Raw genomic sequence first — 26,413 nt, 5'->3', positions numbered from 1 at the left:
TTCAGCATAAAATAAAACAATGAAAATAAAAGAATATAGAAACCAATTTATTCAAGAACTGACACCAATTTATGATGCGGGAGAATCAGAAAGTTTCTTTTATTTGATTTTGGAAGAAAAACAAAAACTCAAACGTATAGATTTGGCGTTGCAACCAGATTTACTTTTTTCGGAAGAAGAAATTGTAGTTTGGAATTCAATTCTGGAAGAACTTAAAAAAGAAATTCCAATTCAATATTTATTGGGGAAAACAAGTTTTTATGGATTGGATTTTGAAGTCAATGAGAACGTTTTGATTCCCAGACCTGAAACTCAAGAATTAGTCGAATGGATTTTAGAGAGCCAAAAGTCAAAAGTTGAAAGTCAAAATATCCGTATTTTGGATATTGGAACTGGAAGCGGTTGTATCGCGATTGCATTGGCAAAAAATATTCCGAATGCACAGGTTTTTGCCATAGATGTTTCGGAAAAAGCTTTGGCTATAGCCCAAAAAAATGCAGTTAGTAATAAAGTGAGTGTTACTTTTATATGCCAAAACATTCTTGAAACAGAGGATTTATTGCAGCAATTTGACATTATAGTTTCAAATCCACCGTATGTTCGTAATTTAGAAAAAGAGGAAATCAAGAAAAATGTTTTAGACAATGAACCGCATTTGGCTCTTTTTGTAGCAGATAATGATGCGTTGATTTTTTATAAAAAAATAGCCGAATTAGCTCAAAAAAACCTAACTGCAAATGGATTGTTGTTTTTTGAAATCAATCAGTATTTAGGTTCTGAAATGGTTGATTTACTCGAAAAAATGAATTTTAAAAATGTTGAATTGCGAAAAGATATTTACGGGAATGATAGGATGACTAAGGGAAGTGTTCAGTAATCAATCGCAGTATTCTGTTTCAAATCCTGCTGACTAAATACAAATCACTTCTTTTATTCCGCCTTTGGTGGTTAAGGGGATTACTCGTATCGCAATGCTTCAATTGGGTCTAGCATAGCCGCTTTAATTGCAGGATATAAGCCAGAAGCAATAGCTACCATAAAACTGGTGATAAATGCCGCCATAATTGCGCTCCACGGAATTACAAAAGCAAAACTCATAGCGGTTGCAATACCAAAACCAATTAATATTCCAAAAATTATACCTACCAATCCGCCTAATTGACCAATAAGTAAGGTTTCAATAAAAAACTGAAAGGCAATAGTTGTTTTTTTGGCTCCTAATGCTTTTCGGACGCCTATTTCGCGGGTACGTTCCGTAACTGAAACAATCATAATGTTCATTAAAGCAATCGAAGATCCAAGAACGGTAATAATACCAATTAGCCATGAGGCAAGTCCAAGATATTTTGTGATTCCAAGGATTCTATTAATAAGATCATCACTGCGTACGACACCAAAATTATTGTCTTTTACAGGACTTAGTTTACGCACCCTACGCATCGTACTTGTTGCATTGTCTAAGGCTTGGTCTAATAATTCTTTTTTGCCAACCATAACGCTGACGGTATAATTAATGTTAGGTGCTGTGAATAAGGATCTCGCTAATTGAATCGGAATTAAAACACGCAAGTCTTGACTGTTGCCAAACGTGGATCCTTTTTCTTTCAAAACACCAATAACCTTAAATTTTGCCCCACGGATGGAGATGGTTTTATCAATAGGATTCACATCTTTCAGTAATCCTTTCTCAAAATCAGAACCTACAACGCACACATAAGCATTATTCTCTATGTCAAATCCTGTAAAATTTCGTCCAGAACTCGTTTCTAATCCGGAGTTAGTCATAAAAAATTCATCAACACCCACAATAGCATTTTCTGGATCCGTTTTAGTGGATTCATATTTTATTTCGGCAGCTGATGTTGCTGTAAAAGATAAAGATGTTTGGGTAAATGGGTAACTGTATTTATTCTTAAAAGCCACTGCTTCAGGATAAGAAATAATTGGATTGATTATTTCTCGCTCGTTACCGCCACGATTTCTTGTCGTGTTCTCATACTGTTTTATGTTGAAGGTATTGGCTCCCATCGATGCAAAATCAGAGGAGATCGTGTTTTCTAAAGCAGAAACAACAGTAAGGATACTAACTAAAGCTGTGATTCCAATAGCGATAATCAACACAGTAAGAACGGTTCTCAACAATTGTGTTCTGATGGAACCGAAAGCAATTCGAATATTTTCTTTAAATAATTTTAACATCATAGCAGTTTGACACGAAAATACAATTTTTGTTACAAATTTTCTTCAGCTAAGGACTAATTTATTGTAATCGCTCCTATTTGAAGCTTTTTCCCGCTTTTCGTTACAATCCTAAAGCAAAAATAATTTGTTTTTAATTCCCAGAAAGGAGCTTCCTGCGGTCGCTCTTTCCGGCAATAAAACACTATTATTTTTCGCTTTTGTATTTTCACTTCACTCGGGGCTAACCGTTCTGCAATAAAATGATGAAATTTCTAAAGAGAATAATTTTAAAAATAAGATATTTGCACCGTATTTAGAGTTTTGGTCAAAGGTATCTCGACATCGAATATCTTATGTCATCTCTCTTTTATCGTAAAATCATATATCAAAATAATGGCATCAAAACCGAGTATTCCAAAAGGGACAAGAGATTTTTCACCAACGGAGGTGGCAAAACGACACTATATCATTCAGATTATAAAAAGTAATTTCGAGAAATTTGGTTTTCAACCCATAGAAACGCCTTCTTTCGAAAACTCCGAAACCTTAATGGGGAAATACGGAGAAGAAGGTGACCGATTGATTTTTAAAATATTGAATTCTGGAGACTATTTGGCGAAAGCCAATGCGACGCACCTAGAAAATAAAGACAGTACTAAATTAACAGCAAGTATTTCTGAGAAAGCATTGCGTTATGATTTGACTGTTCCCTTTGCTCGTTACGTAGTGCAGCATCAAAACGACATTGAATTTCCATTCAAACGATACCAAATCCAACCTGTTTGGAGAGCTGATCGCCCACAAAAAGGACGTTTTAGAGAGTTTTTTCAATGTGATGCAGATGTGGTGGGGTCTAAATCCTTGTGGCAAGAAGTAGAATTGGTACAATTATATGATACTGTTTTTACCGCTTTAGGTTTAGAAGGCGTCACTGTCAAAATCAATAATAGGAAAATATTATCTGGAATTGCTGAAGTGATTGGCGCATCAGATAAATTAATAGACTTCACAGTTGCGCTAGACAAACTCGATAAAATAGGTGAGGATGGTGTGAAAAAAGAAATGATGGAAAAAGGAATTTCAGAGGAAGCAATTCTGAAAGTACAGCCGTTATTTAATTTCACAGGATCCATCTCGGAGAAAATAAACCAACTTTCTGTTTTGTTAGCGGAGTCTAATGAAGGAATAAAAGGGGTTGAAGAGCTTCGTTTTATTTGTGATAATGTTACTGAATTGGGATTATCAACAGCAATTTTAGACTTGGATGTAACCTTGGCTAGAGGACTGAATTATTATACAGGTGCTATTTTCGAAGTGGCTCCGCCAAAATCAGTTTCTATGGGATCCATTGGTGGTGGTGGTAGATATGATGATTTGACTGGTATTTTTGGATTGAAAAATATGAGTGGCGTAGGCATTTCTTTTGGATTGGATAGGATCTATTTGGTTGTTGAAGAATTGAATTTATTTCCTGAAACCGTAACAGCAACTTCTAAAGCGTTGTTTATTAATTATGGCGAAAAAGAAGCTTTTTATGCGATGAAAGCCATCAAAGAATTAAGGAATTCAGGTGTAAAAGTAGAACTGTATCCGGATGCTGCAAAAGTAGCAAAGCAGTTTCAACATGCAGATAAAAGAGCAATTCCTTTTGCCGTTATTGTAGGGGAGCAAGAAATGGCTTCTAACTCTTTTTCTCTTAAAAATTTAGTGAGCGGGGAACAAATAGCAGTTGATTTTGAAGGTTTAAAAACCGCATTGTTATAGATTTGTTTTAAAAACATAAAAAAAGCTTCGTTTACTAAACGGAGCTTTTTTTAATATAAAATAATGGTGAATTAATAATTTGTAGGCAATCTCTAATTGTTATTTACAGAAATAAATGTAATTGATAAACACAAATTTATATAAACTATATCGAGATAGTCTTAAAATTATATTAAAATTTTTGAGTGTTGCAATTTAAAACGAAAAGTAAACTCAATAAAAAGGTGACAATTTGACATTTTAAAAGAATTGGCAGTACTTTTGCAATCCATAGAAAAGAATAAAAATGAAGTTTAAGAATATTTTTAAAAATACAAGTAATATGACTACTGAAAATACAGAAATTGATCAAGAAATAGATGATGTGACATTAGAGAATAATGCCAATGGAGAGCAAATCATTATTGAGGAATTAAGTCTAGAAGAGCAATTGACTCAAGACTTAGCCAAAGAGAAAGACAAGTATTTACGATTATTTGCTGAATTTGAAAATTACAAGCGTAGAACTTCAAAAGAGCGTATCGAGTTGTTTAAAACGGCTAATCAAGAGGTTTTATTAGCAATGCTTCCTGTATTAGATGATTTCGACAGAGCTTTGGTTGAAATAAACAAATCAGACGACGAATTGTTGGCAAAAGGCGTGGAACTTATTTATGAGAAATTAAAAAATACTTTGGTTGCTAAAGGATTAGAGCAAGTTGAAGTTAAGGCTGGAGATGCATTTGATGCTGATTTTGCTGAAGCAATAACTCAAATTCCAGCACCATCAGATAAGTTGAAAGGTAAAATTGTTGATGTTCTTGAAAAAGGATATAAACTAGGAGACAAGATTATTCGTTTTCCAAAAGTGGTTATTGGGCAGTAATAGATTCGCGATTAATCGCGTATTTATATCACGCGTAGAGTATCACAATAGTGCGACTCAACAAAAGAAAAAATAAAAATGAAAAAAGATTTTTACGAAATATTAGGCATTTCAAAAAATGCTGACGCTGCTGAGATTAAAAAAGCATATAGAAAAAATGCTTTGCAATATCATCCTGACAAAAATCCTGGAGACAAATCGGCAGAAGATAAATTTAAATTAGCTGCTGAAGCATACGAAGTTTTAAGCGATCCTCAGAAAAAAGCAAAATACGATCAATACGGTCATCAAGCTTTTGATGGTTCTGGTGGTTTTGGCGGAGGTGGTCATGGCGGAATGAATATGGATGACATTTTCAGTCAGTTTGGTGATATTTTTGGTGGTGGTTTTGGTGGTTTCGGAGGCGGTGGAGGCGGCGGTGTTCGTCGTGCTAAAGGAAGCAACCTTCGTATCAAAGTAAAATTGACATTGGAAGAAATTGCTAATGGTGTTGAGAAAAAAGTAAAAGTAAAACGTAAAGTTCAAGCTCCTGGAGTGACCTATAAAACATGTTCAACCTGTAATGGTCAAGGACAAGTGATGCGTGTTACAAACACTATTTTAGGCCGAATGCAATCAGCTTCAACCTGTCCGACATGTAGTGGTTCTGGTCAAATTTTAGATAAAAAACCATCCGAAGCAGATTCTCAAGGAATGATTCTTGAAGACGAAACGGTTTCTATAAAAATACCTGCTGGCGTAGTTGACGGTATGCAATTGAAAGTTTCTAATAAAGGAAACGATGCGCCAGGAAACAGTATTCCGGGAGATTTAATTGTTGCAATTGAAGAATTGGAACATGACTTCTTGAAACGTGAAGGCGAAAATTTGCATTACGATTTATACATCAGTTTTGCTGAAGCGGTTCTTGGAATTTCCAAAGATATTGAAGCCATTAACGGAAAAGTGAGAATCAAACTAGAGGAAGGAATTCAGTCTGGTAAAATTCTGAGATTAAAAGGAAAAGGAATCCCTAGTATCAATGGATACGGAAACGGAGATTTATTAGTACATGTAAATGTTTGGACTCCAAAAACACTGAACAAAGAACAAAAGCAGTTTTTTGAAAAAAATCTTACGGACGAGAATTTTATTCCAAACCCGGAGAAATCAGACAAATCATTTTTTGAGAAAGTGAAAGACATGTTTTCATAATACAAAAATAAGACGTTATTTAATACGTCTAATTTTAAAGATACATTTACCCATCCTTGTTAAAATAAGGATGGGTTTTTTATGAAATAGCCGTTACCGATTTGTTTGTTGCAAATAAATACTAATAAATAGAGGGCGATAACATATATGACCGCTAAAAATTTAATACTACATATATGAAACTATTCTAAGTATTTTGGTACTAATTATTTACTTTTACACCAATTAAAAAATGAGCATGAGTACTATTCTAGAAGTGAATAAAGTTGTCAAGCAATACGGTGATTATGTAGCGCTTAATGAGGTTTCATTAATGGTTCCAAAAGGAAGTATCTACGGACTTTTAGGTCCAAATGGAGCTGGAAAAACATCACTAATCCGAATCATAAATCAAATTACATTGCCTGACAGCGGTGAAATTATTTTGGATGGTGAAAAATTGCAACCCAAACATGTTCAATATATAGGCTATTTGCCGGAAGAAAGAGGATTGTACAACACGATGAAAGTAGGTGAACAATGCTTGTATTTGGCTCAAATGAAAGGCCTTTCTAAGGCTGAAGCCAAAAAACAATTGGAGTATTGGTTCGAAAGATTAGAAATTCAAGGTTGGTGGAACAAGAAAATCCAAGAACTTTCTAAAGGAATGGCGCAGAAAATTCAGTTTGTAGTTTGCGTTTTGCACAAGCCTAAACTGTTAATTTTTGACGAACCTTTCTCTGGTTTTGATCCCGTAAATGCCAATATTATCAAAGATGAAATTCTGGCGTTGCGAGAAGAAGGAGCGACCATAATTTTCTCGACACACCGCATGGAAAGTGTTGAAGAATTATGTGATCACATCGCCTTGATTCACAAATCCAATAAACTGATTGAAGGAAAACTGGATGATGTCAAAAGACAATTTAAAACCAATAGTTTTGAAGTAGGTATTTTATCCGACAACGTTGAGGGTTTGATGTACACGCTCACGCAAAAATTTACAGTTGGTCCTGCTGCTTTTAAGTCCTTGAATAACGAATTAAAATTGGAAATTCAATTGGGGAATGCATCACCAAATGAGTTATTGAACATCTTAACACAATGCGGTCAAGTAACACATTTTGTAGAAAAAATTCCAAGTGTCAATGATATTTTCATTCGAACAGTAACACAATAGATGTTTAGATTTCTTAATTTTTTAGAAACTCTAAAGGTTTATAATTCTATCAGTCTAAAATGTCCAATAACCTAATAATCTAAAATGTCTATAACAACATTAATCATAAGAAGAGAGTTTATTGCCAAGGTACGCAACAAATCCTTTATAGTTATGACTTTCTTAAGTCCGTTACTATTTGTGGGAATCGCCGTTTTTGTAGCATATTTAAGCTCCATGAAAGCGGATACCAAACGAATAGCTATTCATGATGAATCGGGTATGTTTGTCAAAGAATTTACTTCGCAAAACAAAAAAAACAAAGACTATAAATACCTTGATTTGTCTATAATAGATTTAAAATTCCTCAAGGATAGCATCACAAATGAAAGTTATGAAGGATTGTTATTCATTCCAAAAGCGAGTAATGACAAGGATTTCGAAAGTAAAATTCAGTTTATTTCAAACAGTAGCCCCAGTATTTCATTCATTGAAAATGTTCAGGATGTTATATCCAATAAACTGACCAAAAATAATTTGGAAAAAGCACATTTAGATACACTGGCTATTAAAAATGCTCAGTCAAAAGTGAATATTAGCTTGACTAAAACATCTGGTGAAGAAAGTGTCAAAGGACTTAACGAAATAAAAATTGGGATTGGCGGTGCGTTTGGATATCTTATTATGATGTTTATCATCATTTACGGCAACATGGTAATGCGAAGTGTCATCGAAGAAAAAACCAGCCGAATAGTAGAAATCATCATTTCCTCGGTGAAACCATTTCAATTGATGATGGGAAAAATCATAGGAACTTCATTAGCAGGATTGTTGCAATTTCTTATTTGGGCCCTAATCGGATTGTCATTAATGTTTGCAGCTTCTGTATTTTTTGGAGTAAATGTAGGACCTACAGCCAGCGTTTCTCCAGAAATGATTCAGACAGCACAACAAGAAATGACAGGGACTGCGCAAATGTATATTAAAGAATTATGGAATTTACCTATTGCAAGTATCTTGATTGGATTTGTGATTTATTTCATTGGGGGCTACTTTCTGTACAGTTCGTTTTACGCTGCAATTGGCGCTGCAGTCGATAATCAAACGGATTCTCAGCAATTTTTACTGCCTATCATTATGCCGTTAATGTTGAGTGTTTATGTTGGTTTTTTTACAGTTATCAATGATCCACACGGGACAATTGCAGTCGTTTTTTCTATGATTCCGCTTACTTCGCCCATCGTAATGCTCATGCGAATTCCGTTTGGCGTACCTTTGTGGCAAATCGCCATATCAGTGACATTATTATTCGGAAGCTTTTTTGCTGTCGTTTGGTTTGCCGCAAAAATTTACCGAATTGGAATACTCATGTACGGCAAAAAACCAACGTGGAGCGAGATGTACCGTTGGTTGAAATATTAAAAAAAACTAGATTCATTATCCGTTAAAGTTTAATTAATTTACGGAGCTATTTCCCGCTTTTCGTTGCAAACTTTTTATTTTTAAAGAAAAAATAAAAAGGATTTTCACTATAATCGGGGCTAGGGCATCGGTTTTTAAAAGCATTATCAGTTTATTGGAAATAAAAATTTTGTGCCTTCGTGGCTAAACAAAAATAAAAATATGTCAAAAATACTAATCATAGAAGACGAAGCTGCGATCAGAAGGGTGCTTACAAAAATACTTTCCGAAGAAAACGACACCTATCAAGTTGAAGAAGCCGAAGATGGTGTTGCAGGTTTCGAAAAAATAAAAAACAACGACTACGATTTGGTTTTGTGCGATATCAAAATGCCAAAAATGGATGGTGTTGAGGTGTTGGAAGCAGTCAAAAAAATCAAACCCGAAATTCCTATGGTGATGATTTCTGGTCATGGCGATATGGAAACAGCCATTAATACAATGCGTTTGGGAGCGTTTGATTATATTTCAAAACCACCGGATTTAAACCGCTTGTTGAATACCGTTCGCAATGCTTTAGATAAAAAACAACTCGTAGTTGAGAATAAAATTCTGAAGAAAAAAGTCAGTAAAAACTACGAAATGATTGGCGAAAGCGAAGCTATCAATCACATCAAACTGATGATTGAAAAAGTCGCTCAAACCGAAGCCAGAGTCTTAATTACAGGGCCAAATGGAACTGGAAAAGAACTGGTTGCGCATCAATTACACGAGAAAAGCGAACGTGCTAATTTCCCTTTAATTGAAGTAAACTGTGCAGCGATTCCATCTGAATTAATAGAAAGTGAATTGTTTGGTCATGTAAAAGGAGCTTTTACATCGGCAGTAAAAGACCGTGCAGGAAAATTTGAGGCCGCTGATAAAGGAACAATTTTTTTAGATGAAATTGGAGATATGAGTCTTTCTGCGCAAGCCAAAGTATTGCGTGCTTTACAAGAAAGCATGATTACCAGAGTAGGAGCAGATAAAGACATTAAAGTCGATGTTCGTGTGGTTGCGGCTACGAATAAAGATTTGAAAGTGGAGATAGCTGAAGGGCGTTTTCGTGAGGATTTATACCACCGTTTGGCTGTAATTTTGATAAAAGTCCCTGCCTTGAATGACAGAAGAGAAGACATTCCGATGTTGATTTCTCATTTTGCGGATAAAATTGCCTCTGAGCAAGGAAATGCTGTAAAAAAATTCTCGGTTGCAGCAATTAATTTATTGAAGGAATACGATTGGACAGGAAATATCCGGGAATTGAGAAATGTAGTGGAACGCTTGATTATTCTTGGCGGAAGCGAAATTTCCGAAAATGATGTGAAGCTGTTTGCGTCAAAATAATTAAATAATTTAAAGATTGAATAATTTAAAAATTAGGAAACAATTTTTTAATTTTTGAATATTTAAATCTTTCAATCTAAAACGAATGAAACTAAAAAAAATAAACGAAGAGTTGCAACAAGCCTTGATTGAAAACGGTTTGACCGAAGCCAATGCTATGCAAAAAGAAACATTTTCAACACTGAAAAGTGGTTCGGATTGTATAATTATTGCACCAAAAGGAAGCGGAAAATCAACGACAATTGTGTTAAATGTAATTCAAAGATTGGCAGGCTCAAACGAAGAATCTCCAAGGGCTTTGATTATTGTTGAAGACAAAGCCAAGGTTTTAGAAATGGAATCACTTTTTGAAAAATATGGGAAGCATTCTAATTTAGAAGTCTATGGTGTTCATGATAAAGGCGATATGGAGTATGATAAAAATTATATTTCAAGTGGAATTGATGTGTTGATTGGGACTCCAAATAAGTTAAGCGAAATGTTTACTACTGCCGGTTATAATGTCAACCGATTGAAAATGTTTATTTTGGATGATGCAGACCCGATTTTGAAGTTGCGTCATGAAACTAAAATCATGCGTATTTCGAATAGTATTGTGAGGACCCAACGTATTATTTTTTCAGAACAATTCACAGAACGAATCGAAACCCTTGCTGAAAAAATGTTAGTGGAGCCTTTTGAATTTGATTTTGATGAAGAAGAGGACGAGGACGATGATTTCGAGGAGCAAGAAAAGGATGAAAATAAAAATTAATATTTATGCTCCGCAAAGTTGGAAACTTTGCGGAGCTAAAAACTAAATAAAAAACAAGATGGGATTAATGAAAGTGTTTTCAGGAAGTGAAATTCTAGCAATGGCATTGAAAGAAAAAATTGAAGCAATTGGTGTAGAAACGTTGCTAAAAAACAACATACAATCAGCTCGATTGGCAGGTTTTGGCACAACTGGACAAGCGGTTGAATTATTTGTTCAGGAAACGGAATTTGCAAAAGTGAATCCAGTTATTGAAGAATTTAGGATGAGTATTTAACTCATTCAGTAAAAAAAATAAAAATGAAATATAAAATGTTGGTTTTGGACATGGACGACACTTTGTTGGCTGATGATCATACCATTTCAAACGAGAATAAAGAGATGCTTGCTAAGGCACAGGAATTGGGTGTTTATGTTATTCTGGCTTCTGGGCGGCCAACTCCTGCAATGATTGCTTACGCCAAAGAATTGGAATTGGATAATTCCTATATGATTTCGTATAATGGCGCTGTGATTACGGATTTAAAGGAAGGTAAAATCATTTTTGAACAAACGTTAAGTCAAAAACAAATCCATGAGTTGTATGCGTATAGTTTAAAAAGCAAAACACATATTATTACTTATCTTGATGGGGAAATTGTCAGTGAGACAGATTCTGAATACATAGAAATCGAAAAAAATATCACTGGTTTAGTACACAATAAAGTTACTAGTTTTACAGATGAGGTGCAGTCTTCAGCCGTGAAATGTATTTTATTGGAAGAACCGACTTATTTAAAAGAAGTAGAAAAAGATTTGAAAGCAGTAATGCCACATCTTAGTGTGAGCATGTCAAAACCTTTCTTTCTTGAAGTAGCACAAAATGGAATTGATAAAGCCGCCAGCATTAAAATTTTAGCCGAAAAATTAGATATTCATCAAAATGAAATTATTGCTGTAGGAAATGCAGGAAACGATTTGACCATGATTGAATATGCAGGATTGGGAGTTTGGGTTGATAATGTAGATCCTGAATTGAGAGATAAAGGTGATGTTATTGTAGCTTCTAACAACAATCACGGCGTGGCAGAAGTGATACGACGCTTTATTTTGAATTAGAAAAGACGTCCAAAATAATAAATACTGTTCCGATACTTGGTCTTTTACAAAAGCCTAAGTATCGGATTTTGTTTTTAATAAAATGCAACTTCTCTCAAAATTAATAGATTTTAGTTCGTAAATTTGCACTCTCAATTTTTTGACAACGATTTCATTAATTGAGACTATCTTATGGAAAACAGAAAAAAAGTTGCCTTTTATACCTTGGGTTGTAAACTGAATTTTTCAGAAACGTCAACTATTGCGCGCAATCTTCAAGACGAAGGTTTTGATCGCGTAGATTTTGAAGAAGTCGCTGATATGTATGTGATTAATACCTGCTCCGTTACTGAAAATGCCGATAAGCAATTCAAACAAGTTGTGCGTAAAGCCATGAAATTGAATGACAAAGCATTTGTTGCTGCTGTTGGTTGTTATGCGCAATTGAAACCGGAAGAATTAGCAAACGTAGATGGAGTGGATTTAGTTCTTGGTGCCACCGAAAAATTTAAATTGGCAGATTATATTAATGATTTGTCTAAAAATGATATGGGCGAAGTGCACTCTTGTGAGATTGCCGAAGCAGATTTTTATGTAGGTAGTTATTCTATTGGAGATAGAACCCGCGCTTTCTTGAAAGTTCAGGATGGTTGCGATTATAAATGTACCTATTGTACCATTCCGCTTGCCAGAGGAATTTCTAGAAGTGATGAATTGGAAAATGTATTGAAAAATGCTGCTGAAATTTCGAAACAAAACATCAAAGAAATTGTTCTTACCGGCGTAAATATTGGCGATTACGGAAAAGGAGAATTCGGAAATAAAAAACACGAACATACCTTCTTAGAATTGGTTCAGGAATTAGATAAAGTAGAAGGAATCGAAAGATTGAGAATTTCGTCTATTGAGCCTAATTTATTAAAAAACGAAACGATAGAATTTGTATCGAAAAGTAGAATCTTTGTACCACATTTTCATATTCCGTTGCAATCTGGAAGCAATGACATTCTAAAGTTGATGAAACGTCGTTACCAGCGTGAAGTATATACGGAAAGAGTTAACAAAATTCGTGAAGTGATGCCACACGCGTGTATTGGAGTAGATGTGATTGTAGGTTTTCCCGGCGAAACCGACGAGCATTTCTTAGAAACCTACCATTTCTTGAATGATATGGATATTTCGTATTTACACGTATTCACGTATTCGGAACGCGATAATACGGAGGCTGCTGCTATGATTGGTGTTGTTCCTGCTAATGTTCGCGCCAAACGCAGCAAAATGTTACGCGGTTTATCGGTGAAAAAACGTCGTGCTTTTTACGAAAGTCAATTAGGAAGCAATAAAACCGTTTTGTTTGAAAGTGAAAATAAAGAAGGATACATTCATGGTTTTACCGAAAACTATGTCAAAGTAAAAACGCCTTGGAATCCAGAATTAGTGAATACATTACACCCAATTAATTTGACAAGAATTGATGAAGACGGAAGTGTTCGTATGGATTTTGTTACGAGTATGGTTTAGTTTTTAAACATATAAGTCAGATAAGCAAAAGATTAAAAAACTATTAAGGCATTAAGAAAATTAAGTGAAAAACTTAATGAATCTTAATGCCTTAATGGTTTAAAAAATTTACGTGATTTATATGTTAAAAAGGTTTACGGATTCGTAGACCAAATACTACTGTTTTTTATAAACACGCGTCGGTTTAATTTAAGTTGTGCAATGATTAATTCGGCCATATCTTCGGCTTGCATTACTTTTTCCGGATTTCCATCGGTTAGTTTTAATTCTTTGGCCATGTCAGTGGCAACGGTGCTTGGCGTAAGAGCGGTCACACGAATATTATGCTTGCGAACTTCTTGCATCAACGATTCTGTTAATCCTAAAACGGCGAATTTTGAAGCGCTATAAGCGCTCGTTAACGCATTTCCGCTTAATCCTGCTGTAGATGAAATGTTGATTATGTCACCCGATTGTCTTTCAATCATATTTGGTAATACGGCACGGGTTACATAATACGTTCCCATGAGGTTTACCTGAATGATGCGCTCCCAATCAGTCGGTTCTAGGTCTAAAAATTTTCCAAAAGTAGCTATTCCAGCATTGTTGATTAAAATATCAATGGTTCCAAATTCAGTTAATGCTTTGGCAACGGCAGCGTTTACGGAGTTGATATCAGCAACATCAGCAGTGATTGCTAGTGCTTTTACGCGTAAAGACCGCACTTTTGCAGCAACACTGTCTATTTCTTCCTGAGTTCGAGCGACTAAAATGATATTGACACCTTCTTTGGCTAATGCCAAAGCAATCGCTTTTCCTATTCCTTTTCCTGCTCCTGTAATCAGTGCATTTTTATTTTTTAAATCAGTCATTGTTTGTGTTATTTTGATGTCAGTTTTGACAAAGTTTCTTGTAAAATTAGTACGTTTTGTTGTGGTAATTTGATTTAAGTTTCATTTTAATCTTATTTTAACGTTGGTTCAAGAGGGTTAAAACGGTGTCAGACTAGATCGGATTTAATTTTTATTTAGGGTCAATTTGTAAATGTTGGTTTCAAGAACTTCGGTATCATTGTCTTCGCAAAGCAGGAATGTTATTTTTTCTGGTGATTCGGCATATAAAGTTAATCCTTCAAATTTATGGTTGCTACTTATTTTTTGGGTAAAATTAATTTTCATAGTTTTCAAATCGATACTTCCAATCAAGCTGCCTAACACTTCGCCATCATCATAGGTAGATTGGGTATCCTCGGCTGTGGCCAAAAAATAAATGGTATTGTCTACTAAAATCGCATCGGTAAAACTACTACGAACTCCTTTTATTTTGGGAAGTTTATAGGTGTTAGAAAGAATTTGAAAATTGTTTGTGAGGTTTTTGCCGGCAATAGTGAAAAGCACATTTTTATTTGATATTCCGTTGCCACGATTCAGAATGTACCAATTTTCACCATCGTAAATGGCACCTTCGATATTGAAATCTTCGGGATTGACACCCCCAAAGTTTTGCATGACAGTGTACAAATCAGTTAAATCGTTGGTAGCAACTACTTTCTTCGATTTAGCATTCACTTGAATCATTTTGTTTCTTTTATCAGTAGATCCGGAGCCAAAAACAAAGAGACTATCTTGAAATTGTGTGATGGCTTCAAAATCGGCTTTTTCCTTTTTTGGTGTGTTCTCTTTTGGATTTTCCAGTAAAGGATGGCGTTTTAAATCACGTAAATCTATTTGATATTCATAAAGAAATCCGCTGTTGTCTCCTATGATGTAGAGCGATTGGTCTTGATAAATGAGTCCGGATGCGGAACCTATACCGATGATTTGACATAGGATTTCGAGTGTGAATTTTTCCATAAGTAGTGTTTTGAAATCTAAATACTAGCCCTGATTGTTTAATTGCTTTCGCAATTACCTTTTTAGTCGACCTTTTTGGCCGATAAAAAGATACAAGCGTACAGCAGGAAATAGCTCCTAATAATTTGTTATATTTGAGAGGTAAAGATAAAATATTTAAGATGAAGTCTATAAATCCCGATGATTTTAAAGTGGTTGGTCCAATTAATTTGGCCAAAATCCCAACGAACTTGTTTAATGGTGCTAGTGACGATGATAAAGAAGAAAAACTGGATAAAGTGCAGGCTAAATTAAGTGCATTACAAGATGTGATGTATGCGCACAACCGTTATGGCGTTTTGATCTGTTTGCAAGGCATGGACACTTCAGGTAAGGACAGCTTGATTCGGGAAGTTTTTAAGGAGTTTAATCCGCGTGGAGTGGTAGTGCACAGTTTTAAGACACCCAATTCTACCGAGTTGGAACACGATTATTTGTGGAGACATTATTTGGCTTTACCAGAAAAAGGAAAGTTTGCCGTATTTAATAGAACACATTATGAAAATGTATTGGTTACGCGCGTACATCCTGAATATATTATGAACGAAAATTTGCCAGGAATTGAAAAGGTAGCGGATATCACGCCACAATTCTGGGAAAATAGGATGGAGCAAATTAATAATTTTGAAAAACACATCACGCAAAATGGGACTATCGTTTTGAAGTTTTACTTTCACATGAGTAAAGAGGAGCAACGCAAACGTTTACTGCGAAGGCTAGAAGAAGTGGAACACCATTGGAAATTTTCACCTGGAGATTTGAAAGAACGCGAACATTGGGAGGAGTACATGCACTATTATGAGGAGGCAATTACAAAAACTGCTACCGAAAATGCGCCTTGGTTTATTATCCCGGCAGATGATAAGGAAATGGCACGGTATATTGTAGCCAAAATTATCTGGGAAGAAATGCAAAAACATGTGGATATAAAGGAACCGAAATTAGATGAAAAAGTGAAAGCTAATTTTGAAGTGTATAAAGAGATGTTGAAAAAATAATAGTTATAAAAAATGCCCTGAATTTCAGGGCATTTTTTATAACTAACTCAAAGAAAGATTACAGTTTGAAACCGTATGCTAAACGAACACCTACTTGTCCAACTCCTTTACCTACAGAGCCATTGTTGTTTAGACGGTCAAAATGATTGTAATGCGTATAGTTCAAAGAAATATCTATGTATTTAGTAGCATAACCGATACTTGGGGATAACAATAAAGAAGTTTTTTCTCTAGTATTATCTATATTACTTACTGCAAATGCAGCACCAGCTTCTCCCATTAAGTAAAATTGATCATTCCATACAAAAGCTTTGAAACCTGCTTTAGCTGGGATAATCCCTAAATCTTTTCCTTCTGTTTGCCCAGGAAAAGTATCTGCTTTACTAACAAACAAGTTAGTATAACCTGTAGTCAAAGTCAAAGAGTATCTTTTTGATAAATCATATTGTCCTCTTACATCGGCTCCTAATGCTAATTTGTAAGGATCATTAGTTGAGTATCCTGCATTGGCTCCAAAACCTAAACGGAATCCTTGATCGTAATTAGTAGCTGTTTTTGTTTCTTGTGCTTGTACATTGCTAGCAAACATCATTGCTATTGCGAATACAAATAACGTTTTGATTTTTCCTGTCATTTTCATAATTGTAATATTTTTTATTAATAATTTTTAATGTTATTTTGATTTATCTGATTCAAAACAACGTTACAAATGTATAGCCCTCATAAGCCTGTTGTGTTATAGAATTGTTTGGTTTTGTTATAGAATTCCTTGTTATCCGAAATTAAGCAGTAAAAAAAAGGGGTTATATCAGCAATAGTATCGGTAGAATTGAATGCTTCTATTTATATTTGCCAAGAAAAAGGCAAAAGTGAATTTATCCAAGTATTTCAAAGAGTTTTCATATAATATTAAATTGGCGTATCCCGTAATCTTAGGAATGTTAGGACATACCTTAATAGGAATCGTCGATAATTTCATGGTTGGTAAACTAGGCTCTACGGAGTTGGCGGCAGTTTCATTAGGCAATAGCTTCATATTTATTGCTATGTCTTTAGGAATAGGATTTTCTACTGCAATTACACCATTAGTAGCTGAGGCTGATGCCGAAAAAAATGACCATAAAATCCGAACTACCTTTCACCACGGATTGCTTTTGTGTACGATTTTAGGAGTTACACTATTTATTTTGACAGTTTTGTCGAAACAAATTATGTACTTCATGCACCAACCGGCAGCTGTGGCCGAAATGGCAGCTCCATATATTGACTGGGTTGCTTTTTCTTTAATTCCTGTTATCATCTACCAAGGATACAAGCAGTTTGCCGATGGATTGTCTAAAACAAAATATTCCATGTATGCTATATTTATGGCTAACGTAGTACATGTTTTTTTTAATTATGTATTGATTTACGGAGTTTGGTTTTTTCCAAAATTAGGGATTTTGGGAGCTGCACTTGGAACCGTTTTGTCCAGGATAATGATGGTCGTTTTTATGCATTACTTGATGAAAAGAAACTCGGCACTGAAGAAGTATTTTAAGAATTTCAGTTTCAAAGAAATCCGCAAATCAATTTTGAAGAAAATTATCAATCTAGGAATGCCATCCGCAATGCAAATGTTATTTGAGGTGACTTTGTTTACGGCTGCAATTTGGCTTTCCGGTTCTTTAGGAAAAAACAGTCAGGCTGCCAATCAGATTGCGCTTATTCTGGCATCCTCAACTTTTATGGTTGCGATGGGTTTAAGTGTTACAGCAATGATCCGAGTGAGTCATACCAAAGGAATGAATGATTATAAAAAGTTAATTGTTGTTGCAAGATCTATTTTTCTATTGGCTATTATATTAGAGACTTTCTTTGCCATAGTTTTTGTGGTATTTCATAATTATTTGCCGCATTTATTTTTGAATATGACCGATTCAGCTCAAATGTTGGATAACGAAGAAATCATCCTAATCACTTCAAAATTGCTGTTGATTGCCGCTATTTTCCAAATCTCGGATGGAATTCAAGTTGTTGTTTTAGGAGCGTTACGTGGTTTGCAAGATGTAAAAATCCCAATGTACATTACCTTTGTGGCGTATTGGGTTATTGGGTTTCCTATTTCCTACTATTTAGGAAAATATACGGAGCTGAAAGCTGTTGGAATTTGGATCGGACTTTTAGCGGGATTAACAGCTGCCGCTTTATTTTTGTATATTCGCTTTGCGAGATTGACAAGAAAGTTGGTGATGCAAAACGAGAATAAATAAAATAATAAATTACTTAAATATTAAATTCATGGAATTACCAAAATTTTTACTAGGCGATAATACTGATTTTCCCGAAGATATTTTCATCATACACCTTGATTACCCAAGATTTATTATTAATCTTAAAGATGATGAGGTAGAGTTTATGGAAGAAGCTGAGGATCTTGACGAAGCCGAATTAAATACTGAAATGGAAGGATTAATCGTTCTTGCCAATGAGTTTTACGATAGAGAAATGGAACGCTACGAGAAAGAGTAGGTTTATTTTTTAAAATATTTTTCTAATAGCAATTGAGCGGCTGCAAAAGGTGAAATTTCATCATTCTGCACCGCTTTTTTAGTTGAATCCAATGATTTTTGAATTTCAGGATTGCTATAAAAATTGGTTTTCAATTGCTCATTGATGGTTTCTAACATCCAATATTGGTTTTGTTCTTTCCGTTTTTCAAAGAAATAATTATTGCCTTGTGTCAGTTCCAGAAATTTCTGAATGGTTTCCCAAACATCGGATATTCCTTCATGGGTTATGGCGCTGCAGGCTGCGGTTGTGGGTGTCCAACCTGATTTTTTGGCAGGGAAAAGATGTAACGCTCTATTGAATTCCAGTTTGGCAAGATTGGCTCTTTTGATATTATCACCATCGGCTTTGTTGATGACAATAGCGTCCGCCATTTCCATGATTCCACGTTTGATACCTTGTAATTCATCGCCGGCACCAGAAATTTTTAATAAAAGAAAAAAATCAACCATACTGTGAACGGCAGTTTCACTTTGACCTACGCCAACGGTTTCTATGATTATCGTATCAAAACCGGTAGCCTCACAAAGCGTAATAGTTTCACGGGTTTTTCGAGCCACACCGCCTAATGTTTCCCCAGAAGCGGATGGTCGTATAAAAGCATTTTTATCTTTTACCAATTCTTCCATTCGGGTTTTGTCACCCAAAATACTTCCGTGTGATATCGTGCTGCTGGGATCAACAGCAAGTACAGCAACTTTTTTCCCTAAACCAGTCAAGTATTTTCCAAAAGCTTCAATAAAAGTGCTTTTCCCAACGCCTGGAACACCTGTAATTCCTATTCGTACCGATTTATTGGCATGAGGCAAACAGGCATTTATCACTTCATTTGCTTTTGACAAATGGCTTGTATTCGTACTTTCCACTAAGGTAATGGCACGACTCAGCGCAGTAATATTTTCGTTTAAAATTCCTTCAACAAGTTCTTTTGCCGAAGGTTGTATTTTTCTAAAGTGCTGAATATTCTCCACCGAAACGGTACTGATAATTTCAGGAGCAGAAATTCCGGGTTTTTCGTGTAAGGCGCTTGGATGAGGTTTTTTATTTGGCAAAACTATTTTTTAGAAAAGTAAAAATACTAAAAATCTATCTTGTACAGTTTTTCATTTGCTTAAATATTCCTCTCATTTTTACAATTCTGTTTTGGAACTGATATTTCACAAATTTTATTTTTTTGAAACCATTTCTTAGTGTATTAGTCAATATCTTTGCAACATTATGACTAACTTTATTTTAATCTTTGTTTTTTTATTCTTAGGCATTGTATTCCAAAATATAAAAGGATTTCCTGTAAATGTATACAAGCTTTTAAACAAGATTGTTATTTATATCTGTCTTCCGGCTTTGGCTTTGTATTATATCCCAAAAATAAAATGGAGTAATGAATTGTTATTCCCAATTGGAGTTGCTTGGATTGGTTTTGTTGTTTCTTATTTATTTTTCAGTTTTTTAGGGAGTAGATTTGGATGGTCGAAAAAACTCATTGGTTGTTTGATAATAACCGCTGGCTTAGGAAATACTTCTTTTTTAGGTTTCCCAATAATTGAAGCATTGTACGGGGAAGAAGGCTTGAAAACCGCTATTTTAGTCGATCAACCTGGTTCTTTTGTGGTGCTATCTACATTGGGAATTCTTATAGCAACTTTATACTCTAGTGGTAACCCGAATGGTTTTCAAATCGCCAAAAAAATCCTTCTCTTTCCGCCATTTATAACTTTTTTAATTGCCTGCTTGATGAATGTTTTTCAGTTAGATTTTCAGCAATACTTTCAAATAGGATTAAAAACAATAGGTAGTGCAGTAACACCTTTGGCATTGCTTTCCGTAGGTTTGCAATTGCGTTTTGACAAAAAAAGTGAGCATTGGAGGTTTTTAGGACTTGGACTTTTGTACAAATTGATTTTAACTCCGGCTCTTATTTATGTTTTGTATGTCGTAATTTTGCAGCAGCATTCAAAAAACATTCAAGTTGCTATAATGGAGTCTGCAATGGCTCCTATGATTACAGCCTGTATATTAGCTTCTACTCACGGTTTGAAACCTCGTTTAAGTAGTATGATGATTGGTTTTGGAATTCCATTGTCATTTATCACGTTGTTATTTTGGTACTTTGTGGTTCAATACGTTTAAATTTTCAGAAACGATTTTGATCCAATAATTATTAATTATAGTTTTATTAAAATATGAATTCATCTCTTGATACTGTTTTCAAAACAGATACGACACCTATTGCGCAACAAACCGTTTATTCTATATTATTCTCGATTGCCTTTGCCCATTTATTGAATGATTTGTTACAGGCAGTTATTCCGGCGGCATATCCTATTTTAAAAGAGAATTTCAATTTAACGTTCACACAAATTGGTTTAATCACTTTGTCGTATCAGTTGGCAGCATCAATCTTGCAACCGTTAGTTGGTTTGTACACGGATAAAAGACCAAAGCCTTTTTCTCAAATTTTTGGAATGTTGTTTACCTTGTCTGGTATTGTCTCTTTGTCCTACGCTTCAAGTTTTGAAATGATTATTGTATCAGTAGTTTTGGTTGGGATTGGTTCTTCCATTTTTCATCCTGAAGCTTCCCGAATCTCCTTTTTAGCCTCTGGTGGAAAGCGTGGTTTGGCACAATCCATTTTTCAGTTGGGTGGTAATGCTGGGACTGCAATAGGACCTTTGTTGGTTGCCTTGATTGTAGTGCCAAATTCTCAGTATTACATTATTTGGTTTGCCATTGTTGCGTTAATTGGATTGCTAGTTTTGAGTAGAATCGCACTTTGGTATCAAAATCATTTGAGTTTGAGAAGTACCAAGAAAGCGGTCATAGATTTGCCGAATTTATCTCAAAAAACAATTGTAATCTCCGTTGGAATTTTGTTGGTTTTGATATTTTCAAAATTCTTTTACATGGCTAGTATGTCTAGTTATTTTACGTTTTATCTCATCGAAAAATTTGGATTATCGGTTCAAGAAGCGCAATTTCATTTGGTTTTATTTTTAGCGGCTTGTGCTTTGGGAACATTAATTGGAGGGCCATTAGGGGATAAATTCGGTAGGAAATATGTGATTTGGTTTTCGGTTTTGGGAGCCGCACCTTTTACCTTATTGTTGCCGTTTGTCGATTTGTTTTGGACAGGCATTTTATCGGTAGTAATTGGAATTATAATTTCTTCAGCATTTCCGGCAATTTTGGTATATGCACAAGAATTATTGCCTAAAAAACTCGGAATGGTTTCTGGTCTTTTCTATGGTTTTGCCTTTGGAATGGGTGGTTTGGGTTCTGCTTTATTAGGAAATCTTGCCGATCACACCAGCATAACGTACGTGTATTATCTTTGCGCTTATTTACCTTTGATAGGAATTATAGCGCTCTTTTTACCCAATCTAAAGAAAAAATAACACTTCTTTTTAGGAGCTTTTTCCTGCTCTGCACTGTATTCCCGATTTAGAAAAACTACGGCTGAAAAAGCCTTGTTTTTCTAAATCGGGAGATGCCGTTGCGATCAGGGCTATTGCGTTTGGTTTTCTCATGACATTTTTTTAGAAGTATTGCTTTCTGGTTTTCATAAACATTAGTACAATTTTAAGATTAGATTTATGCTTTATTGCTTTTATTTCAATACCTTACAGTGTTACTAATCAATAAAATAAACTATTATGGCAACAGTACGATTAGGCGATATTGCTCCTGATTTTGAAGCAGAAACGTCACAAGGGAAAATAAAATTTCATGAATGGTTAGGAGATTCTTGGGGAATTCTGTTCTCCCATCCTGCTGATTTCACACCTGTTTGTACCACAGAGTTAGGAACAGTTGCAAATTATTATCCTGAATTTGAAAAACGAAATGTAAAAGTAATTGCATTGAGTGTTGATGGGGTAGATTCGCACATGGAGTGGATCAAAGACATTAATGAAACTCAAAATACAACTGTAAATTTCCCTATAATTGCCGATGAAGACAAGCATGTTGCTGAATTATACGATATGATTCATCCCAATGCGAGTGAGAGTTTCACCGTTCGTTCGGTTTTTATAATTGGACCTGACAAAAAAGTTAAATTGACCTTAACCTATCCAGCATCAACTGGTAGAAATTTTGATGAATTATTGCGTGTAATTGATAGTTTGCAATTGACAGCTAAATACAGCGTAGCAACACCGGCTAACTGGAAAGATGGTGATAAAGTGGTCATTTCTACCTCGATTAAGGACGAAGATATAGCTGCTAAATTTCCAAAAGGCTACGAAAGAGTAAAGCCGTATTTAAGAATTACACCGCAACCTAATAAATAGTAAACTTTTAGAATTCTTTATAAATAGAAAGCAGAATGAATTTGTTTTTCATTCTGCTTTTTTATTTTGTCAAAAGTTTACTGTTTTACTTCTTATTGGTAATTAATAACCCGGAAATAATGATTCCCATGCTTATGATTTGGGTTAGTAAAATGGCTTGATTTAGAAAAAAATACGCCAGAATTCCACTGAATACCGGAATTAAATAATAAATTAAGGCTGTTTTTGACGTCCCAATTAATCGAATGGCTTCGTTCCATAAATAAAATGAAATCAAGGAAGCGCAAATGCCAACGTATGTGGTTACCAAAACTGTTTTAGTATCAAAAATTACTTTTTTGTGATAGAGGTGCTCATACATATAAAAAGGGAATAGTAAAATTGTACCTATTAGAAAGACACTGAACAAAAATACTTTTGGACTTAATTCATCTGGTTTTTGTCGAACTAATATCGTGTAATAAGCAAAAAAGAAGCAAGCCACAAGCATTAATAAATCCCCAATGGTGAAGCTGATATGGAGTAAAGCTTCTAAAGAGCCTTTGGAAATAAGTACTAGAACTCCTGTAATTATGGTTGTAATTCCCACTATTTTTATATTGGACACTTTCTCTTTAAAAATAATCCGAGAGAGTACCACAATAAATAACGGAATCGAAATAGCGATTAGCGATAAGTTGACTGCACTTGTTGTTCTTCCTGCAAAGTAAATCAGTGTATTAAAAATAGTGATACCCAATACTGCTGTAAGTGTAAGGTACCGAATGTGTTGTTGCACAATTTTGAAATTTTCAACAGTGCTTTTTAAGGCAAATGGTGCGAAAACGATACACGCAACAGTCCAGCGCCAAAAAGCCAATCCAATAGGAGGAATGTGTCCTTTAATGCCACTGGCAATTACCATGTTTACGGACCATAACAAGGTAGCGAATAAGGCAAATAAAACTCCTTTAGTCGTATTATTCATTAAACCAAATTATGAATTTTTGCATATTGTAGCAACATAATCGTCTTTGCGTCTTGCATTTGACCCGATTCAATCATAGCATAAGCTTCGTCAAAAGGCATTTCCATTACGTCTATATTTTCTTCTTCATGTGCTACTCCGCCACCGTCACTCACTTTCATAGATTCATCGTATTCACCAACAAATAAATATAAAATTTCAGTTACAGCACCAGGAGACATATACGTTTCCATTACCTTTTTGACTTTAGAAATACGATATCCTGTTTCTTCTTCGGTTTCTCTGATGATGCATCGCTCCGGATTATCTGCGTCCAAAAGTCCGGCACAAACCTCAATCATCATTCCAGTTTCATTGCCGTTAAGATAGGTTGGCAAGCGAAACTGTCTCGTTAGAATAACTGTTTTTTGTTGTGTGTTATACAGTAAAATGGCGGCGCCGTTTCCTCGATCATAAACTTCTCTTTTTTGGGTAATCCAAGAGTCGTCTTTTTTTTGATAGTCAAAAGTAACTTTGTTTAATATATACCAATTGTCAGATAGCAATTCGGTTTTTTGTATTTTGATTGTTGGATTTTTCATTCGTTTGGATTGGTTTTTAAACTAAAAAAAACGCTCTGAATTTTCAGAGCGTTTCGTAATCTTATTTTAGAATAGTTTGCTTTCTGTCTGGACCTACAGAAACAATTTTGATAGGAACTTCTACTTCTTTTTCAATGAATGCAATGTATTCTTTCAATTCTGTCGGCAACTCATCATATGTTGTCATACCTGTCAAATCCTGTTTCCATCCTTTGAAATCCTGATACACCGGAGTTACATTTTCTGGTTCGATGTTATAAGGGAAATGAGCAATTTTCTCTCCTTTATAGTTGTATTCCGTACATACTTTTAAGGTTTCAAATCCTGAAAGTACATCACCTTTCATCATCATCAATTGCGTTACACCATTCACCTGAACAGCATATTTAAGCGCTACTAAGTCTAACCAACCACAACGTCTTTGTCTTCCGGTTACAGATCCAAATTCATTTCCTACACGTGCCATTGTTGCACCATCTTCGTCGAAAAGTTCTGTTGGGAATGGACCACTTCCTACGCGTGTTACATAGGCTTTGAAAATTCCGTATACTTCTTTGATTTTATTTGGAGCAATCCCTAAACCGGTACAAGCACCAGCAGCAGTAGTGTTAGAGGAAGTTACAAATGGATACGTTCCAAAATCAACATCCAATAATGAACCTTGCGCACCTTCACATAATATTGATTTACCTGCTTTTTGAGCTTGGTGTAAATATTCTTCACTATCAATAAAATCTAATTTTTTTAGTTCTTCGATAGCTTCAAAAAATTCTTTTTCTAATTCTTCTAAATTGTATTGGATTGCAACATCGTAGAATTTAATCATTGCTTCATGCTTGTCAGCCAAAGCTCTGTAGCGATCTGCAAAATCTTCTAATTCAATATCACCTACACGAAGACCGTTTCTTCCGGTTTTGTCCATATAAGTTGGACCAATACCTTTTAATGTAGAACCAATTTTTGCTTTCCCTTTCGAAGCTTCAGAAGCGGCGTCTAATAAACGGTGTGTTGGTAAAATTAAATGTGCTTTTCTTGAAATGATTAATTTGCTTTTGATGTCTAAATTAAATTTTTCAAGACCTTCAATTTCTTTTTGAAAAACAACAGGATCAATTACTACTCCATTTCCAATGATGTTTACAGCAGTCTTGTGAAAAATACCAGAAGGAATAGTTCTAAGAACATGTTTTATTCCGTCAAATTCCAAAGTATGTCCTGCATTTGGGCCTCCTTGAAAACGAGCGATGATATCATAATTTGAAGTTAAAACATCAACAATCTTTCCTTTTCCTTCATCTCCCCATTGTAATCCTAGTAATAAATCTACGGTCATTCTATCTGTTATTTGTAGTTAGTTTTATATTGAAGGGACAACTAGTCTGTTATCCGTACTATTTTTGTTTTTTTATTCCGTATAAATACAAGGAATGATTGGTAATCTCTATGTCAAATATTTCTTCGATTGTTTTTTTGATTGTTTGAATTCTCGGGTCACAAAACTCAATTACTTCACCAGTATCCGTCATTATTATATGATCGTGCTGTTTATCAAAATATGATTTTTCATAATGCGCCTGATTTTGTCCAAATTGGTGTTTGCGGACTAAAGCACAATCCAATAGCAGTTCAATCGTGTTGTATAGCGTTGCTCTACTCACACGATAGTTTTTATTTTTCATTTTGATATAAAGATTCTCTACATCAAAATGTTCTTCGCTATCGTAAATTTCCTGAAGGATAGCATAACGTTCAGGAGTTTTGCGATGTCCTTTTTTTTCAAGATACATTGTAAAAACATTTTTTACAATTTCTTGGTTTTTGGTGTTATCTGTGGAAATGAGTGTCATATGCGGGCAAAGATAAATTTTTTAGT

26 protein-coding genes are annotated in these 26,413 nt (G+C 34.8%); 17 read left to right on the top strand and 9 right to left on the bottom strand.

Annotation, left to right across the window (positions count from 1 at the left end; genetic code table 11):
- Positions 1-19 precede the first annotated feature (19 nt).
- On the top strand, positions 20-877 hold the full coding sequence (prmC, locus tag V5J73_RS11115; protein WP_338645898.1) for a peptide chain release factor N(5)-glutamine methyltransferase: 858 nt from the start codon (positions 20-22) through the stop codon (positions 875-877).
- 80 nt (positions 878-957) lie between these two features.
- On the opposite strand, the gene V5J73_RS11110 is transcribed toward prmC, so the two are convergent.
- On the bottom strand, positions 958-2,202 hold the full coding sequence (locus V5J73_RS11110) for an ABC transporter permease (protein ID WP_338645896.1): 1,245 nt from the start codon (positions 2,200-2,202) through the stop codon (positions 958-960).
- A gap of 372 nt (positions 2,203-2,574) precedes the next feature.
- Here V5J73_RS11110 and hisS point away from each other — a divergent pair, with 372 nt between their 5' ends.
- The 10 genes from hisS to mtaB all read left to right on the top strand — a co-directional run bounded on the left by hisS (position 2,575) and on the right by mtaB (position 13,281).
- Positions 2,575-3,945, top strand: a complete 1,371-nt coding sequence (hisS, locus tag V5J73_RS11105; protein ID WP_338645894.1) for a histidine--tRNA ligase — start codon at positions 2,575-2,577, stop codon at positions 3,943-3,945.
- A gap of 286 nt (positions 3,946-4,231) precedes the next feature.
- Entirely contained in the window at positions 4,232-4,810 is a 579-nt protein-coding gene (locus V5J73_RS11100; protein WP_338645892.1) for a nucleotide exchange factor GrpE, read from the top strand.
- Positions 4,811-4,888: 78 nt separating this feature from the next.
- Positions 4,889-6,004: a molecular chaperone DnaJ gene (gene dnaJ, locus V5J73_RS11095; protein WP_338645890.1), complete on the top strand. Its 1,116-nt coding sequence runs from the start codon at positions 4,889-4,891 to the stop codon at positions 6,002-6,004.
- Positions 6,005-6,242: 238 nt separating this feature from the next.
- Positions 6,243-7,163, top strand: a complete 921-nt coding sequence (locus V5J73_RS11090; RefSeq protein WP_338645888.1) for an ABC transporter ATP-binding protein — start codon at positions 6,243-6,245, stop codon at positions 7,161-7,163.
- 84 nt (positions 7,164-7,247) lie between these two features.
- A complete protein-coding gene (locus V5J73_RS11085; protein ID WP_338645886.1) occupies positions 7,248-8,564 on the top strand; it encodes an ABC transporter permease in 1,317 nt (438 codons plus the stop codon).
- A gap of 201 nt (positions 8,565-8,765) precedes the next feature.
- A complete protein-coding gene (locus V5J73_RS11080; protein ID WP_338645884.1) occupies positions 8,766-9,929 on the top strand; it encodes a sigma-54-dependent transcriptional regulator in 1,164 nt (387 codons plus the stop codon).
- An 85-nt stretch (positions 9,930-10,014) separates the two neighbouring features.
- Entirely contained in the window at positions 10,015-10,683 is a 669-nt protein-coding gene (locus V5J73_RS11075) for a DEAD/DEAH box helicase (RefSeq protein WP_338645882.1), read from the top strand.
- 58 nt (positions 10,684-10,741) lie between these two features.
- Positions 10,742-10,960 (top strand): DUF2007 domain-containing protein, encoded by a 219-nt coding sequence (locus V5J73_RS11070; RefSeq protein ID WP_338645880.1) that lies wholly within the window; start codon positions 10,742-10,744, stop codon positions 10,958-10,960.
- Positions 10,961-10,983: 23 nt separating this feature from the next.
- Entirely contained in the window at positions 10,984-11,781 is a 798-nt protein-coding gene (locus tag V5J73_RS11065) for a Cof-type HAD-IIB family hydrolase (protein ID WP_338645878.1), read from the top strand.
- Between the two features lie 171 nt (positions 11,782-11,952).
- The gene (gene mtaB / locus V5J73_RS11060) at positions 11,953-13,281 is read left to right on the top strand and encodes a tRNA (N(6)-L-threonylcarbamoyladenosine(37)-C(2))-methylthiotransferase MtaB (protein WP_338645876.1); all 1,329 of its coding nucleotides are present in this window, start codon (positions 11,953-11,955) and stop codon (positions 13,279-13,281) included.
- A 134-nt stretch (positions 13,282-13,415) separates the two neighbouring features.
- Here the strand turns inward: mtaB and V5J73_RS11055 are convergent, their stop codons facing one another.
- Together V5J73_RS11055 and V5J73_RS11050 are read right to left on the bottom strand one after the other, a co-directional pair.
- The gene (locus V5J73_RS11055) at positions 13,416-14,132 is read right to left on the bottom strand and encodes a 3-ketoacyl-ACP reductase (RefSeq protein ID WP_338645874.1); all 717 of its coding nucleotides are present in this window, start codon (positions 14,130-14,132) and stop codon (positions 13,416-13,418) included.
- 144 nt (positions 14,133-14,276) lie between these two features.
- A complete protein-coding gene (locus V5J73_RS11050) occupies positions 14,277-15,113 on the bottom strand; it encodes a DUF6929 family protein (protein ID WP_338645872.1) in 837 nt (278 codons plus the stop codon).
- A 161-nt stretch (positions 15,114-15,274) separates the two neighbouring features.
- On the opposite strand from V5J73_RS11050, the gene V5J73_RS11045 reads away from it, so the two are divergent.
- Entirely contained in the window at positions 15,275-16,150 is an 876-nt protein-coding gene (locus tag V5J73_RS11045; protein ID WP_338645870.1) for a PPK2 family polyphosphate kinase, read from the top strand.
- Positions 16,151-16,208: 58 nt separating this feature from the next.
- On the opposite strand, the gene V5J73_RS11040 is transcribed toward V5J73_RS11045, so the two are convergent.
- Positions 16,209-16,790: a hypothetical protein gene (locus tag V5J73_RS11040; RefSeq protein WP_338645868.1), complete on the bottom strand. Its 582-nt coding sequence runs from the start codon at positions 16,788-16,790 to the stop codon at positions 16,209-16,211.
- Between the two features lie 229 nt (positions 16,791-17,019).
- Between V5J73_RS11040 and V5J73_RS11035 the strand changes: the two genes are divergently transcribed.
- Both V5J73_RS11035 and V5J73_RS11030 read left to right on the top strand, forming a co-directional pair.
- Entirely contained in the window at positions 17,020-18,402 is a 1,383-nt protein-coding gene (locus tag V5J73_RS11035) for an MATE family efflux transporter (RefSeq protein WP_338648619.1), read from the top strand.
- Positions 18,403-18,430: 28 nt separating this feature from the next.
- On the top strand, positions 18,431-18,661 hold the full coding sequence (locus V5J73_RS11030) for a hypothetical protein (RefSeq protein WP_086453598.1): 231 nt from the start codon (positions 18,431-18,433) through the stop codon (positions 18,659-18,661).
- Positions 18,662-18,663: 2 nt separating this feature from the next.
- Here the strand turns inward: V5J73_RS11030 and meaB are convergent, their stop codons facing one another.
- Positions 18,664-19,752, bottom strand: coding sequence for a methylmalonyl Co-A mutase-associated GTPase MeaB (gene meaB, locus V5J73_RS11025; RefSeq protein ID WP_338645866.1), 1,089 nt, complete (start codon positions 19,750-19,752; stop codon positions 18,664-18,666).
- 166 nt (positions 19,753-19,918) lie between these two features.
- On the opposite strand from meaB, the gene V5J73_RS11020 reads away from it, so the two are divergent.
- From V5J73_RS11020 to V5J73_RS11010, 3 genes are all read left to right on the top strand, one after another.
- Positions 19,919-20,830: an AEC family transporter gene (locus tag V5J73_RS11020; RefSeq protein ID WP_338645865.1), complete on the top strand. Its 912-nt coding sequence runs from the start codon at positions 19,919-19,921 to the stop codon at positions 20,828-20,830.
- Between the two features lie 53 nt (positions 20,831-20,883).
- The gene (locus tag V5J73_RS11015; RefSeq protein WP_338645863.1) at positions 20,884-22,095 is read left to right on the top strand and encodes an MFS transporter; all 1,212 of its coding nucleotides are present in this window, start codon (positions 20,884-20,886) and stop codon (positions 22,093-22,095) included.
- Positions 22,096-22,353: 258 nt separating this feature from the next.
- Entirely contained in the window at positions 22,354-22,992 is a 639-nt protein-coding gene (locus V5J73_RS11010) for a peroxiredoxin (protein WP_338645862.1), read from the top strand.
- 85 nt (positions 22,993-23,077) lie between these two features.
- Here the strand turns inward: V5J73_RS11010 and V5J73_RS11005 are convergent, their stop codons facing one another.
- The 4 genes from V5J73_RS11005 to V5J73_RS10990 all read right to left on the bottom strand — a co-directional run bounded on the left by V5J73_RS11005 (position 23,078) and on the right by V5J73_RS10990 (position 26,387).
- Complete coding sequence (locus V5J73_RS11005) at positions 23,078-23,959, bottom strand: DMT family transporter (RefSeq protein ID WP_338645861.1); 882 nt, start codon at positions 23,957-23,959, stop codon at positions 23,078-23,080.
- Positions 23,959-24,540, bottom strand: a complete 582-nt coding sequence (gene nudK / locus V5J73_RS11000; RefSeq protein ID WP_338645859.1) for a GDP-mannose pyrophosphatase NudK — start codon at positions 24,538-24,540, stop codon at positions 23,959-23,961. The genes V5J73_RS11005 and nudK overlap by 1 nt, the downstream gene beginning before the upstream one ends.
- A 61-nt stretch (positions 24,541-24,601) precedes the next feature.
- Positions 24,602-25,873 (bottom strand): adenylosuccinate synthase, encoded by a 1,272-nt coding sequence (locus tag V5J73_RS10995; protein WP_338645857.1) that lies wholly within the window; start codon positions 25,871-25,873, stop codon positions 24,602-24,604.
- Positions 25,874-25,931: 58 nt separating this feature from the next.
- Positions 25,932-26,387, bottom strand: a complete 456-nt coding sequence (locus V5J73_RS10990; RefSeq protein ID WP_338645855.1) for a Fur family transcriptional regulator — start codon at positions 26,385-26,387, stop codon at positions 25,932-25,934.
- Positions 26,388-26,413: the final 26 nt, after the last annotated feature.

It is taken from the genome of Flavobacterium sp. KS-LB2 (genome assembly GCF_036895565.1).
In the GTDB taxonomy this organism is placed as follows: domain Bacteria; phylum Bacteroidota; class Bacteroidia; order Flavobacteriales; family Flavobacteriaceae; genus Flavobacterium.
Note: the sequence above shows the minus strand (reverse complement) of the source record. Positions and strands in the feature narration are given on the sequence as shown.